This window comes from Amycolatopsis sp. NPDC050768 (genome assembly GCF_040654155.1).
Taxonomy (GTDB): Bacteria; Actinomycetota; Actinomycetes; order Mycobacteriales; family Pseudonocardiaceae; genus Amycolatopsis.
Map to the genome: position 1 here is coordinate 1,380,669 of NZ_JBFAHL010000001.1, position 13,524 is coordinate 1,394,192.

The 13,524-nt window shown below is 69.0% G+C and carries 11 protein-coding genes; 5 read left to right on the forward strand and 6 right to left on the reverse strand.

Features of this window, described 5'->3' with window-relative positions; translation table 11 throughout:
• Positions 1-3,018 precede the first annotated feature (3,018 nt).
• From rsmG to AB0H62_RS07035, 4 genes are all read left to right on the forward strand, one after another.
• Entirely contained in the window at positions 3,019-3,699 is a 681-nt protein-coding gene (gene rsmG, locus AB0H62_RS07020; RefSeq protein WP_220245399.1) for a 16S rRNA (guanine(527)-N(7))-methyltransferase RsmG, read from the forward strand.
• Between the two features lie 87 nt (positions 3,700-3,786).
• Positions 3,787-4,713 (forward strand): ParA family protein, encoded by a 927-nt coding sequence (locus AB0H62_RS07025; RefSeq protein WP_220245398.1) that lies wholly within the window; start codon positions 3,787-3,789, stop codon positions 4,711-4,713.
• Positions 4,710-5,729 carry a ParB/RepB/Spo0J family partition protein gene (locus AB0H62_RS07030; protein ID WP_220245397.1) on the forward strand — a complete coding sequence of 340 codons (1,020 nt, stop codon included), beginning with the start codon at positions 4,710-4,712 and terminating at the stop codon, positions 5,727-5,729. Before AB0H62_RS07025 ends, AB0H62_RS07030 begins: the two co-directional genes overlap by 4 nt.
• A 154-nt stretch (positions 5,730-5,883) precedes the next feature.
• Complete coding sequence (locus tag AB0H62_RS07035) at positions 5,884-6,495, forward strand: DinB family protein (protein WP_360584611.1); 612 nt, start codon at positions 5,884-5,886, stop codon at positions 6,493-6,495.
• Here AB0H62_RS07035 and AB0H62_RS07040 read toward each other — a convergent pair whose 3' ends face one another.
• On the reverse strand, positions 6,496-7,440 hold the full coding sequence (locus AB0H62_RS07040; RefSeq protein ID WP_220245395.1) for a D-alanine--D-alanine ligase: 945 nt from the start codon (positions 7,438-7,440) through the stop codon (positions 6,496-6,498).
• Between the two features lie 33 nt (positions 7,441-7,473).
• A complete protein-coding gene (locus AB0H62_RS07045) occupies positions 7,474-8,793 on the reverse strand; it encodes a PLP-dependent aminotransferase family protein (protein WP_220245394.1) in 1,320 nt (439 codons plus the stop codon).
• A gap of 183 nt (positions 8,794-8,976) precedes the next feature.
• On the opposite strand from AB0H62_RS07045, the gene AB0H62_RS07050 reads away from it, so the two are divergent.
• Positions 8,977-9,621, forward strand: a complete 645-nt coding sequence (locus AB0H62_RS07050) for a GNAT family N-acetyltransferase (RefSeq protein WP_360584614.1) — start codon at positions 8,977-8,979, stop codon at positions 9,619-9,621.
• Here AB0H62_RS07050 and AB0H62_RS07055 read toward each other — a convergent pair whose 3' ends face one another.
• From AB0H62_RS07055 to AB0H62_RS07070, 4 genes are all read right to left on the reverse strand, one after another.
• A complete protein-coding gene (locus AB0H62_RS07055) occupies positions 9,622-9,930 on the reverse strand; it encodes an SRPBCC domain-containing protein (RefSeq protein ID WP_360584616.1) in 309 nt (102 codons plus the stop codon).
• A 77-nt stretch (positions 9,931-10,007) separates the two neighbouring features.
• Positions 10,008-10,169: a hypothetical protein gene (locus tag AB0H62_RS07060; RefSeq protein ID WP_360584618.1), complete on the reverse strand. Its 162-nt coding sequence runs from the start codon at positions 10,167-10,169 to the stop codon at positions 10,008-10,010.
• Positions 10,170-11,978: 1,809 nt separating this feature from the next.
• Complete coding sequence (locus AB0H62_RS07065; RefSeq protein WP_220245391.1) at positions 11,979-13,127, reverse strand: N-acetylmuramoyl-L-alanine amidase; 1,149 nt, start codon at positions 13,125-13,127, stop codon at positions 11,979-11,981.
• A 280-nt stretch (positions 13,128-13,407) separates the two neighbouring features.
• Positions 13,408-13,524, reverse strand: a 117-nt coding sequence (locus tag AB0H62_RS07070) for a thioredoxin domain-containing protein (protein ID WP_360584686.1), incomplete at its 5' end; no start/stop codon positions are given.

Here is a 13,524-nt window from a genome sequence, read left to right on the forward strand (position 1 = left end):
GCCTCACCGCGTGCCCGGAACGGCTCCCCACACCTGTCGCCTCGCGGCCGTGCTCCGGCTCGGCCTCCGCGCTTGCCGCCGTGCCCCGCACGCAGCCGCCACGCTCATCGGTTCATCACATGCCAGGACCTGCTCTCCACGGTCGCACGCCCGCCGGCTCCTGCGCTGGGCCGCCTCACCACCGTGCGCCGGAGCGGCTCCCCACGCCGATCACCTTGCCGCCATGCGCCGAACCGGATCCCGCAGTGGGCGGCCACACCGCGTGCTCATGCTCATCCCCACGCCCGTCACCTTGCCGCCCTGGCCCGGATCGGCTGCCGCGCTAATCGCTGTGCCCTTGCGACCTGAACCCGCTGCTGCCGCGGTCGCTTAGGCCCGTGGCTCGAACCCCTCCCGTGCCCATCGCCTTGGCACAGTGGCCCGGATCTGCTTCAGCGCTTGCTGCCGTGCCCCAACGCTGTGCCGCCCCTTCGCCTTAGTTCTTGGCCTGAACCGGCTGCCGCATTCGTCGCTGTGACGCCGTGGCCTGAACCCCCTCTCGTACCGATCGCCTTGCCGTTGTGACTTGGGCCCGATCTGGTGCTGATCGCAGTGCCGTTTCGCAACTGCGGCTCGTATCCGCTCGGGCACTTGCCGCCTCGCCACATTGGCCAGAACCAGCTGCTGCAGCTGCAGCCCTGCCACCTTGGTCCGAACCCCGGTCCCGCGCCCTGGACCGCGCACCTGCTCGCGCCACCTGACCCCGCTCCGGACATCGCGGCTCACGGGGCGTCGGACTGCGCGGCCGGGACTCCGCACCCGCTTCGTCCCCTCGCTCCGCAGCGTCCCCGACCTCACCGCGGCTCCGCTCCAGCCCCACACAGTCCAACTACCTACCGCGGCCTCCCCCAGAGCCACTCCGGCTGCCCGAGCACCAAGGCTGACTCCGTCGCGGATCGCCAGCTGCTACCGGCCTCCACACCCGGGCCCGAGCCGGCCGGGGCCTCACACCAACCCACCGCCCAACTTGACCGACCATGCTCCGGCGCACCCACCCGACCCGCCGCGCGCACTCCGGGCATGACGGCTCAACCCCCGCCCAGCTCCTGCCACGACCCCACGCCCCAGCCATCCACCACCCAGCGCGCGGAGCTTCATGGGTTCTGCCGACTCAGTCGACTGAACTCGCCACGCGAGCGCACCCCCGGCAACGCGGCTCTACCGTCCGCGGGCCTTCAGGCGACGCGACCTCACTCCGCCGAGGTCCATATCCATCCACCGACTATCTAGGCGAGGTTCTCCGCTGCCGCCCTCCCAGCCGACCCGAACGCGCCACCCACGCACACACGGAGAAGTCCGCTCGGCCAACCGAACGTCTCCATCGCGACTCCGCACTCACCGAGTCTGCGCCCACCCAAGCCGCCCGGACTCGTTCCGGCGCTGTCGTCGCAATCGACCGAACGTGGTGCCCGGCGCACATCTACACACGCCTCGGTCCCCGACTGAACTTGCCTCAGCCAGCACTCGCTGGAACCTGTCGCCTCCCGCTGCCCAGCGGCCTCCCGGGTGCGCCCGGTGCAAGCGGATCCGACCCAGCGGACCGCCGCCGTGGCGCCGCTGCCCCCCATTCGGTCGGCGCGCTCGGAGTGGCTCGGCTGCGGTCGTCCGCCCGCCTGGGCCGGCCGGGTCGGTTCAGACAACACCGGTCGGCCCCGCCGGGCCGCCACCATGAGACCCGTATTCGCTAAGACCCTCACCCAGGCAGCTCGTCCGAACCCGCCGGTTTCGCTCGGCGCCGGACGTTGAGGCGGCAGAGTCCGCTCCGGCGAACGCGGCTCATCGAGCCGCCTGGTCGCGGGCTGCTCCGGAGGTCGGACCCGCGGGCTCGCGCTCGCGGCGACCCACATCTCGTCTACCGCTCGGCGAGCGCGGTCGCGTCGCCGGCCGCCGGGTGTCCGCCGGCATAGTCGAGCGATTGCCCGGACGTCCCCACGCCAGGCAGCCGCTAGAGCGGATGCCCCGCCGCGGCCCTGCACTAAGCCGTCGCCGCGCGCTCGGACCGATCGAGCGTCGTCCCCTCGGGCGCCCTGGCTCATCCGGGAGCCGCCGCTCGACCGGACAGATAGCCGCACCAGTGTCACGACCACTCCGCTGCGCCGTGCCCGCCGAACGTCTCAGCTTGCGCGCCGAAGCGAGGGCTGCGAGCCGAGGAGGCTGGGCAAAGAAGGGCGGTCTATGACCTTCGACCCCGGGCGCGACTTCGTGTTCCTTGGTTCGTCCGTTCAGCTCGCGAGCGGTCCGTGCCGTCGCCTTCCGGCCACTCCTCCATGCTTGCCCGCTTGCATTCCGAGCCGGCTGCTGCGCTTGCCTGCTGCGCTGTTCGCAGATCGGTCGGCCGGTCGCCTCGTGCGGCGGCGTGTTCGCTCGTGGGCCTGCTGCCGGTTCGCCTGACAGACCGTTCCCCGTGTCGGTTTCTCGGTGGCCCCTTTGGAGCCGCCGCCGAAGCCGCCTGCTCCACTGTCGGCCTATCCCCTTGCCCAAGCGTTCGCACCCTTTCGCCGGGGAGGATCCCTCGGCTATTGGCGGCGCCCGACGGCGGGCCTATGGGTGCCATGTCGGCCTGTCCTGGCGGTGCCGGGCCACGATCCTCATCCTCCGGCTCGCCCGCCTAGCGGTGGAGTACTTCGCCGCCTGTCAGTTCGCTTGCGCGCTTGTCGACCCTGCCCGCCCGTTGGCTACGCAGCGTCGGGCGAGTTGCCGCACCCGATCGATCTGGCGCACCACGACTCGATCCTTCGCGTGGACCGAACCTCCGAGGCTTGCTCGGTGCGAATTACAAGCCTGGCGTTTCACGTGAAACGGCGCACCCCCTGAGCGCCACCCACCGTCGTGGTTTCACGTGGAACACGGCTGTGGACACTCGGCTCCCTGAGTGGAGTTGTCCACAGTTGCGGTCTGTCGGCTCGATTTGGGCTCGGCATCGGGGACAATCGAACGAGCGCGTTTCACGTGAAACGCGCGGACCGAGGAGTGGGTTTCGTGAGCTTGGACGGCGCCACCGCGATGGTGCGGACTGCGGCGGCGGAGGTGTTCGGCGAGCGGGTGGACCGGGCGGCTGGGTACGTGGAGTTGCTGGCTACGCATGGGGTCGAGCGGGGGCTGATCGGGCCGCGTGAGGTGGAGCGGTTGTGGGAGCGCCACGTACTGAACTCGGCTGTGATCGGGGAGCAGATTCCCGACGGGGCGCGCGTGGTGGACGTCGGGTCAGGGGCTGGGCTTCCGGGTGTGCCGCTGGCGATCGCTCGACCGGACCTCGCTATCGTTCTCCTCGAACCCATGGCCCGCCGGGTCGACTGGCTGGCCGAGGTCGCCGAGAAGCTGGAACTCCCGATCACCATCGTGCGTGGACGCGCCGAGGAGCGGTCTGTGCGCGAGCAGCTGGGTGGCGCTGACGTCGTCACCGCTCGCGCTGTTGCTCCTCTCGCTCGCCTCGCGGGTTGGTGTCTTCCACTGGTTCGCCCCGAAGGTCGTCTGGTTGCGCTCAAGGGGGCCAGCGCGGGAGAGGAAATCGAGCGGGACCGCGTGGCTGTGCGGAAGGCCGGCGGTGCCGATCCAGAACTCGCCGAGTGTGGGAAGGCAGTGCTCGAGGTCCCCAGCACGGTCGTGATGATCCGCCGCCTGCCACCGAAGCCGTCACGGCCACGCGGCAGGCGGAGCTAAGCGTACGAGTGCGGCCGCGACGTTCCACGTGAAACACCGCGGTCCGAACGCCAACGAGTCGTCTATCAAGAGGAGGTGCCGAGACCGGTGAATCCCCGCCCGTCCGACCCTGCGAGCACCGGCCACGACTTGGGCTGGACGCCGATCGCCGAAGAAGCCGTCCGCGCCGCGAGCGTCCTGCACCCGAAGGAGGGCATGCTCCCCCGCCCGACCCATCGCCGGGTGCTGACGGTCGCCAACCAGAAGGGCGGCGTCGGCAAGACAACGAGCACCGTCAACCTGGCCGCCGCACTTGCCGTGCACGGGCTGAAGACTTTGGTGATCGACCTGGACCCCCAGGGCAACGCCAGCACCGCGCTCGACATCGACCACCGCTCGGGCACGCCGTCGATCTACGAGGTGCTCATCGGCGAGGTGTCGCTCGCTGAGGCGGCCGCCGTCAGCGAGCAGTCGGCGAACCTGTTCTGCGTCCCCGCGACGATCGACCTCGCCGGTGCGGAGATCGAGCTCGTCTCCATGGCCAGCCGCGAGACGCGGCTCAAGGAGGCGCTCTCGTCCGAGGTCCTCGATCAGATCGGCGTCGACTACGTCTTCATCGACTGCCCGCCGTCGCTCGGCCTTCTCACCGTCAACGCGATGGTGGCCGCGCAGGAGGTGCTCATCCCGATCCAGTGCGAGTACTACGCGCTGGAAGGTCTGGGGCAGCTGCTGAGCAACATCGAGCTCGTGCAGCAGCACCTCAACCGCGAGCTTCGCGTCTCCACGATCCTGCTGACGATGTACGACGGCCGCACCAAGCTCGCCGACCAGGTCACGAACGAGGTCCGCAACCACTTCGGCGACACTGTCCTGAAGACCGTCATCCCGCGCAGTGTGAAGGTCTCGGAGGCGCCTGGCTACGGTCAGACCGTGCTCTCCTACGACCCCGGTTCACGCGGCGCCATGAGCTACCTCGACGCCGCCAAGGAGATCGCGGAGCGTGGCGCGACCGAAGGAAGGAGCAGTACCGCATGACTGAGCGCAGAGGAGGGCTGGGGCGAGGGCTCGCGGCCTTGATCCCGACCGGGCCGGCCACCACGGCCGGCCCGGCGCCCTCCGCCGTCGAAGGTGGCACGTCCGCGGACAAGGCGGCGCGTGAGGAGAAGGGCTGGTTCGCGGCCAACGGCGCGGCGACTCCCGTCAGCGGTGAGGTCGCCGGCGCGGTCTACCGGGAGATCCCGGTCAGCGCCGTCAAGCCGAACCCGAAGCAGCCCCGCCAGTTCTTCGACGAAGAAGCGCTCGCCGAACTCGAACATTCCATCCGCGAGTTCGGGCTCATGCAGCCCATCGTCGTCCGCGAATTGGGCGACGGCGAGTACGAGCTCGTCATGGGCGAGCGGCGCCTGCGGGCGTCGCAGCAGGCGGAGCTCGAGGCGATCCCCGCGATCGTCCGGCAGACCGCCGACGAGTCCATGCTCCGCGACGCGCTGCTGGAGAACATCCACCGCGTCCAGCTGAACCCGCTCGAAGAGGCGGCCGCGTACCAGCAGCTGCTCGACGAGTTCGCGGTCACGCACGAAGAGCTCGCCAGCCGCATCGGCCGCAGCCGTCCCGTCATCACCAACACGATCCGCCTCCTCAAACTGCCGCTGGCCGTGCAGCGCCGCGTAGCCGCGGGCGTGCTTTCGGCCGGGCACGCGCGGGCGTTGCTGTCGCTTGAAGATCCGGAGAGCCAGGAAGAGCTGGCGGCTCGGATCGTCGCGGAGGGCATGTCGGTGCGCGCCACCGAGGAAGCCGTCACGCTGAAGAAGAACGAAAAGCCGGCGAAGCCGAAGGCCGCTCCCCGCAAGCCGATTCAGGCACCAGGCCTGCAGGAGTTGGCCAACCGCCTCTCCGATCGCTTCGACACCCGCGTGAAGGTCGACCTCGGTCGCCGCAAGGGCCGCATCGTTCTCGAGTTCGGCTCGGTCGACGACCTTGAACGCATCGTCTCGCTCATCGACGCGAACTCGAACGAAAAAACGGCGAATCGGACAGAGGAAACCGACTAGGGATCACCCCGGGTCGTTTCGTCACGGTGATGATTGCTCACCGGGACAGTGACCGGCACTCTGGGTGGTCGCCGCGGGCGCGGGAAAAATCGGCGGTCGTGCGGCGCGGAATCCGGGAGAGTTGGCGGAACCAGCTCTCCCGAAGGAGCGTTCCGTGATCCCTCCGCGCTTGGCTCCGCTACTGAGTCAGTTCGTCTTCGCGTACGAGCGACTCGTCGATCGGCTCGACGGGCCGGCGGTCGACAGCGGCGACGGAACCCCCGTCTCCGTCGAACCGATGACCGACGACGAGCTCCGGTGGGAGCCGACGCCGGTCTGTTGGTCGGTGCGGCGGCGCTCCGACGGGCCGGGGCCGCGCGCGACGTTCCTCGCCGGCCGCGGCGAGTGGGGCCGCGACTCGGCTCCCCATCCCCACCCGTCGCCGGCGCCCGTCACGACGATCGCGTGGCGGCTGAGCCACCTGAGCGAAATGCTGATCCAACGCGCCGACCACACGTCAGGCAGCCACACGCTGACCCGCGACGACTACGTGGACACCGGCGACGCCGCAACCGCGACCGCCGCGTTCCAAACCGGCGCAGCTGCGTGGCGGAAAGCTTTGCTGAGCGTCGACGACGCAGCACTCGACACCGTGGGCCTGTGCACCTATCCCCACGGCAGCGATCCCGACGAGCCGTTCCTCGAGATCGTGTGGTGGGTCAACCAGGAAGTGCTGCACCACGGCGCCGAAATCGCGTTGCTGCGCGACCTCTACCGAGCGCGGTGATCAGCGGGCGACGGCCCGTGCCACGAGATCCGCGAACACCGACCCGAGCGACTTCCCCGCCGCCTCGACGGCCATCGGCACCGTCGACGTCTCGGTGAGACCCGGCGACAGGTTCACCTCGAGGAACTGCACCGTGCCGTCGGCGGTGATCACGGCGTCGGTGCGCGAGATGTCGCGCAAGCCGAGCCAGCGGTGCGCCGCCACGGCAAGCTCGCCGACGGCCTTCGCCGCGTCTTCGGAAATGCGCGCCGGCGTGAAGAAGTCGGTGAGACCGGCCGTGTAGCGGGCGGTGTAGTCGTAGACGCCGCTCTCCGGCACGATCTCGACGGCCGGCAGCGCCTCGGCGCCGTGCTCACCTTCGACGACGGTCACGGCCACCTCGACCCCGTCGATGAAGCGTTCCGCCAGCACGGTGTCGCCGTATGCGAAGCAGCCAACCATCGCCGCGGGCAGTTCCGACGCCTCGCGCACGACCTGCGTGCCGAGCGCCGAGCCACCCTGGTCCGGCTTGAGGATCATCGGCAGTCCGAGGCGCTCCACCATCGCGTCGAGCACCGACTGCGCGCCGAGTTCACGGAAAGTGCTGTGGGGCAACACAATCCAGTCCGGCGTCGAGAAACCGGCCTGCTGTACGAACGCCTTCGCGGTCGGCTTGTCCCACGCGCGACGGCAGCCCTGCGAACTCGTGCCGACGAAGGGCACGCCGAGCATTTCCAGCACCGTCTGCACGGAGCCGTTCTCACCTTCACCGCCGTGCAGCGCGACGACAACCGCGTCAGGACGCTGCGTACGCAGGCGCTCGATCAGCCCGGCGTCGGTGTCCCACTCCTCCACTGTGAGCCCCTCGGAGCGCAGCGCGGCCGAAAGCCGGCGGCCCGAACGGAGGGAGACGTCGCGTTCGTGGGAAAGCCCGCCTGCGAGCACGGCAACGGTACGGTCGACCACCGTGGGAACTCCTTAGGTTTTGCTGCGGACCGGTCAGACCGTGTCCGGCGACGGGGTTTCGGGCCCCGAGATGGTGCGTGCCTTCACGCTACCGAAGGTGCGGCTGAGATCCATTTCGGACTCCAGCACCGCCGCGAGCCGGCGCACGCCTTCGCGGATCCGTTCGGGCGTCGGGTAGCAGTACGACAGGCGCATCTGGCGCGAGCCGTAACCGTCGGCGTAGAAGCCGGTACCCGACGCGTACGCCACGCGCGCGGTGACCGCACGCGGCAACATCGCTTTGGTGTCAACACCTTCCGGCACGGTGACCCACACGTAGAAGCCGCCTTCGGGCATCGTCCACGAGCAGCCCGGCGGCAGGTACTGGTTCAGCGCCGAGATCATCGCGTCGCGGCGCTCGCGGTAGTTCTCGCGGAACTTCTTGATCTGGCCCATCCAATCGTGCGTCGCGAGGTAGCGCGAGACGATCATCTGGTTGAACGTGGGCGGGCACAGCGTCGCTGATTCCGCTGCCAGCACAAGCTTTTCACGCACGGCGTGCGGCGCGAGCACCCAGCCGACGCGCAGGCCGGAGGCGAACGTCTTCGAGAACGAGCCGAGGTACACCACGTTGTCGGGGTCGATCGAGCGCAGCGCCGGGTAGGTCTGGCCGTCGAAGCCGAGCAGCCCGTACGGGTTGTCCTCGACGATCAGCACACCGTGCTCGCGGCAGATCTCCACGATCTCCGCACGACGTTCCACAGCGAGTGTGACGCCGGCGGGGTTGTGGAAATTCGGGATGGTGTAAAGGAACTTGACGCGCCGGCCCGTCTTCTCGGCCTGCCGCAGCGCCTCGCGCAGCCCGTCGGGCACGAGCCCTTGGTCGTCCATCGCGACGTGCACGACCTTCGCCTGGTACGCCGCGAACGAGCCGAGCGCGCCGACGTACGAAGGGCCTTCGGCGATCACGATGTCACCGGGGTCGCAGAACAGGCGAGTGACCATGTCGAGGCCCATTTGCGAACCGACGGTGATGACGACGTCGTCCGGGTGCGCCTTGATGCCCTCGAGAGCCATGATTTCGCAGATCTGGTCGCGCAGCGTGGGGATGCCGTGGGCCGACCCGTACTGCAGTGCCACAAGACCCTCGTCGGCGATGATCTCCGCCACCTGCGCCGACAGCGTGTCCAGCGGCAGCGCGGCGAGGTTCGGCATGCCGCCGGCCAGCGACACGACCTCGGGCCGGCTCGCCACCGCGAAGAGGGCCCGGATCTCCGAAGCGGTCATCCCGGCGGTGCGCGCTGCGTACCGGTCGAGGTGAGGGTCGAGATTGTGGCGGCCGGCTTGCGGCTTGACGGGGCGGTTCTCGGTCATCGACACACCTGAGGGCTCGGTGGTACCTGCGGGTAGATCCATCGAGTGTAACCAGGGCCTCTTCCTGGTCCCCGCTCTTCCGGCGCTCATCACATCGTCCTATTCTTCGAGTGGCTCTTCCGGTCGTTCCTGCGCTCTTGTGGGGAGCGGATGCCGGTCGTGAGGGATTCGGGGAGGTTTCAGGTGTCGCGTCGCGTGGTGGGCGTCACACTCGACAACCTCGAAGACCTGCCCAAGAGCTGCCGCCGGTGCGTGTATTGGGAGCTCGCGCCGCACCTCAAGGCCCAGGCGGAGGAGTTCGGCTCCACCGAGGTCGAGAAGGAAGCCTGGGTCTCCAGCGTGCTGCTGGAGTGGGGCTCCTGCGGCCGCATCGTCTACAGCGACACGCTGCCGGTCGGCTTCGTGCTGTACGCGCCGCCGAACGCCGTGCCGCGCTCCCTGGCCTTCCCCACGTCGCCGCCCAGCGCCGACGCCGTGCTGCTCACCGCGTTCCAGGTCCTGCCGGAGTTCCGTGGCGGCGGCCTCGGCCGGATGCTCGTGCAGGCCGTTGCGAAGGACCTGACCAAACGCGGCGTCCGCGCCATCGAGGCTTTCGGCGATGCCGTGCCCGAGGAGCTCGACCCGATGGGCCAGCACACGTGCGTGCTGCCGGCGGCTTTCCTGCAGAGCGTCGGCTTCAAGACGGTGCGGCCGCACTCGAAGTGGCCGCGGCTGCGGCTGGAGCTGCGTTCGGCGATCACCTGGAAGGAAGACGTCGAGGCGGCGTTGGAGCGGCTGCTCGGCCAGGTGACGATCACGACCGCGGAGCCGAGTCTCGGGCGGGCTTGATCAGCTGCTCTCGAGCTGCTTCTTGAGCTTGGTGAGGCTGTCGCGCCAGTAGGCCTTGAAGTCGTTGGTTGTCTCTTCGTCGACAATGCGCTCGTGCGTCAGGGCGATCTGAGTCTTCGTACCTTTGTCGACAAACCCGACGTTGACCCGCGTAGCCCCGTCGCCCCAGTCGAACCGCGCTGACTTGTTCCGTTGCGTCGTTCTGGTGCTGAGCTGATCGCCGTCGAGCCACTCATTCCTCGCGGCCGGTTCGGCCACGGTTTTGTAGACATCCTCGACGCTCGCCTCGATCGTCCGGCTCGCACTCACCGTGAACAGCCCGTCCCGACCCCCGTTGCGCGGCCGCAACCCCGGGACCGCTCGTACTCGACGGTCACTGTCTGTGCTCACCAATTGCCTAACCGATGCTCCTCGACGAGCCGGCCGACGATCTCCCTGTGCCCCTGACCACGCGCTCCCCACGCGTCGAGCACCTCACCCCACTCACCGAACCCTTGCCCGGTTGCCGTACGCACCGCATCGTCCGAGGTCAACTTCGTGCCACCCATGGCAGCCCTCCTTGTCCCGTCACCCCGAACGTCGCCACCGACCCCACCCCTTCGACACACCCCCCCGAAAGATCTTCGCGATGCCCGCCTACCACGGTCTTACCCAGCCCGAAATACCCGATTTACCCAGCTGTGCACAACTGTGGAAGAAACCCCGAGTTATCCACAGATCCCTGATAGGCGCGGTGGAAAACCTGTGGATGAGTAGACTGGATCTGGGGACGCCCCCCGAGGAGGGCGGGGGCTGCCCCAAGGTGTGGTGTGTCCCCGGCGGGACGGGCGCAATAGGTTGTGGCGGTCGGCTGGGGCTGTCGAAGCGGTTGCGTGGCTCCGGTTGCGGGGTTGGCGGTGGACTACTCCACCTGGGTTGGCCCGTGCACCGCTTGGGGTGAGGTCTGGGCCGCAGTTATGCACAGGGCGCCAGCGGTGGGCGGTGCGTCACGCCTTGGGTGCGGCTGGTTGCGACGAATGTGAGCGACTACCCAGAGTGGGTGTGGGTAAGTCCACCGAAGGTGCTACGGCCGGGTGCGGGGTTGGGCGGACGTCGGGGCGCGAGGCTGCGGTGACGGTGGGTCCGGCCGGGTGGTGGATACCGCTCGGCGTCGGCGATGAGCTTTGGGTGGGCCGTGCACCCTTGGCTGGAGCGGCAGCGGATCGGCGGTAGGAGCCGGTGACTTCCGGCCGCTCCCGTATGTCCTGACTTGGGCGACTTCGAGCTCGAAGGGCCTTCGCTGCGCCAACCGGGCCCAACGGCGGCATCAACCCAGGGCTGCCGAACGGCGCCGACGCATTCTGACGGCTGACTCCTCGCGGCCCCGAGTTGGAGCCATTGACTGCGTCGGTCTGAGTTGGCAACCAGCGGGCAACGGCCCGCGACCAAAAGTACGCAGCTACAAACCTGGGGAGCCGGTCTCGCGGCCGGGCCCCAGCACGCAGTGGACGCCGACCAGCGGATCGGCCTTCGCGACCATCGACCGACGAGTGCTGATCGAAGCTCGCTGGGCAGCGGTCGGAACCCGGCCCGGGTCTCTGCGCAGCGACTGGCCTCGACGACGAGCGGTGCGCCCCGGCAGCGGCGGGCCCGCGATGACGCATTGCTGAGCATCGAGGATTCGTCAGAGTTCAGGGCCGGTGAACAGAAACCGGACCCAGCGCACCGGCTGCTGAGTGCGAACTACTGCCGATGGCAGGGCTTGCACCTGGGCGCAGGAACGAGTGGCTGGTCCTTGGTGGCGGCGCCCGGCGCCATAGAGCATGTGCCCAGCGTCGGCCGGGCAGTGCGCTTGGTTGCAGAAATCGGTGGGATTGCCTGGCGACTGACCTGGGCTGCGGAAAGCGATAGGGCTCTGTCATCGGAGGTCGCGGCCGGTGGTCGGTGACTGGGGCTGAGGCCTGTGTCCCCTGGCCGGGCAGCGATCGGCGGCCAGTGATCGGAACTTGGCCTGATGGCCCACACCTCGGTGATCCGTGGCGAGTCGAGGGAAGCTGCGATCAGTGGTTGGTAATCAGAGCTCAGCCGCGACTGATGATCCGCGGCGGCAGAACGGCCCGTCGCGGCAGGAGGCCGGTATCGGAGAGCCGATGGCCGAGCCCGGCGACCTGCAGCCGCGCAGTGGTGCCAGATGCCACTGCGCGCGGCCCAGCGGCCAAGGGCGAGCAATCCGGGGCAGGCGAACCGCAGCGCGAGTCAGGTGGTGGAGGGCAGTGACCGAAAGACGTAGTGGCGGCAGGGAAAGACGTGAGCCGGGCCTCGGGAGGGAGGGCCCGGCTCAGTCGCGAAGATGCGGGGGTTGTGAAGTAGAAAACGAGTTACTCAGCCTTGGCCAGCTCGTGCGCCAGCACGTCGGCGAAGGTGAAGGTGCCCGTGGGCTGGTCGCCTTCACCCAGCAGGTACAGGCGCTTGACGGCGATGAGGATGCCCTCGGCGACGATGTCGCGGAAGGCGGGGTCGCCGAGTTTGCGGCTGTCGTCCGGGTTGGTGAGGTAGCCGATCTCCACGCGGACGGCGGGGCAGCGCGTGCGGGTGAAGATTTCCCACGTTTTGTAGTGGGTACGGCAGTCGCGGAGGCCGGTGCGGGCCACGACCTCGCGCTGGATGAAGCCCGCGAGGAGTTCGCCGACGGTGGACGTGGTGCCGTTGCCGGTGCCGAAGTGGAAGCTGGCGATGCCCTGGGCGCGGGGGCTGGGGTTGCTGTCGCTGTGGAGCGACAGGAACAGGTCCGCGCCGGCGTCGTTGGCGAAGCGGGCGCGTTCGAAGTCCGTGGGGCTGTGGTTGGGGCCGCGCGAGATCAGGGCTTCCATGCCGGTGGCCTGCATGCGGCCTTCCAGCCGCCGGGCGAGGTCCCAGGCGATGTCGGCTTCGCGGAGGCCGCCGGCGACCACGCCGAGGTCTTCGCCGCCGTGGCCGGGGTCGATGACGATGCGCTTGCCGCGCAGGCGGGGGCCGGCCTGGCGGACCTGTTCCTGTTCGCGCAGGAAGACGGGGCGGCCACCGCGGGCGCGGGGCGACGAAAGCCGGTGCAGCTCGCGGATGGTGGCCGGGCCGCAGATGCCGTCGGGTTCGAGGCGCATGTCGCGCTGGAAGGTGCGCAGGGCGCGTTCGGTCTGGGGGCCGAAATACCCGTCGGGGCGGCCGGCGTCGAAGCCGAGCTCGGTGAGGCGCTCCTGCAGCGCGAACACGTCGTCGCCCTGGACGGGTGAGGACAGCATGTACTGCAGCGGACGGCTCCCCAGGTGGAAGCTCGCGCCCTTCATCGCCTGGAACGTGGCGGGGCCGACCACCCCATCGGTGATCAGCCCACGACGCTGCTGGAAGGCCCGTACGGCGTGCTCGACGGCGGCGTCGAAGGTGCCGTACTGCTCGGTCCCCGCCACCGGCGGGAGCAGGTCCATCCCGGCAAGGATCGACCTGATCTCGGCGACGTCCGGACCGGCGTCACCGCGGCGGAGTACCCGCATGCACTCCTCGCTCTTCCTAGGGCACCGAAACCGGCTCGATGCGAAAACAGAAAACCTGTGTGGGTGTAAGCCCAGGGCACCTATTGTGCCCTGTGAACTCTCGGTGAGCGCGCAGGCCCGGTCGGTGTGCCCGGGAGTGCGCAAGCCGCCGCAGGACGGACACGCCCGTGCACCTGCGTGATCATGGCCACGGACACTTCGCCCGAACGTGCGAGAACCCGGGCCCGCGAGGCGATTCCCGCAGGCCCGGGTTCTCAGTAGCTGGACGGCGCCGCCTCGATCAGAGGACGTCCTTCAGATCCGACAGCAGAGCCGCCTTCGGCTTCGCGCCGACGATCTGCTTCACCGGCTTGCCACCCTGAAACAGGATCAGCGTCGGGATCGACATCACCTGGTA